Source organism: Christensenella hongkongensis, assembly GCF_000981035.1.
Taxonomy (GTDB): domain Bacteria; phylum Bacillota; class Clostridia; order Christensenellales; family Christensenellaceae; genus Christensenella; species Christensenella hongkongensis.
On record NZ_LAYJ01000110.1, the window covers coordinates 1 to 294 of the forward strand.

Annotated in this window: 1 pseudogene; it reads left to right on the forward strand. The window is 48.6% G+C overall.

From position 1 onward, the window contains the following. Positions 1–38 precede the first annotated feature (38 nt). Positions 39–294 (forward strand): annotated as a pseudogene (locus CHK_RS09775) (D-xylose ABC transporter ATP-binding protein); the annotation flags it as partial.

Genomic DNA, 294 nt, shown 5'->3' on the forward strand with positions numbered 1-294 from the left:
AGGTAACGATCATATTCATCTCGCACAGGATGGAAGAAATGTTTGAAATCTGTGACAGAGTAACGGTGCTGCGGGATGGGAAATATATATCGACGAAGGACATCAAGGATATCACAAGAAAAGAACTGATCGCAGATATGGTAGGGCGCGAGCTGGGAGAAGATTATCCGGAGCGTGTAAAGCCATTGGGAGAAACGGTACTGCAGGTAAAGGGGCTGACGAACGATAAGGTAAAGGACGTGAGCTTCGAGGTAAAGCGGGGAGAAATCCTTGGCTTTGGCGGCCTTGTGGGAG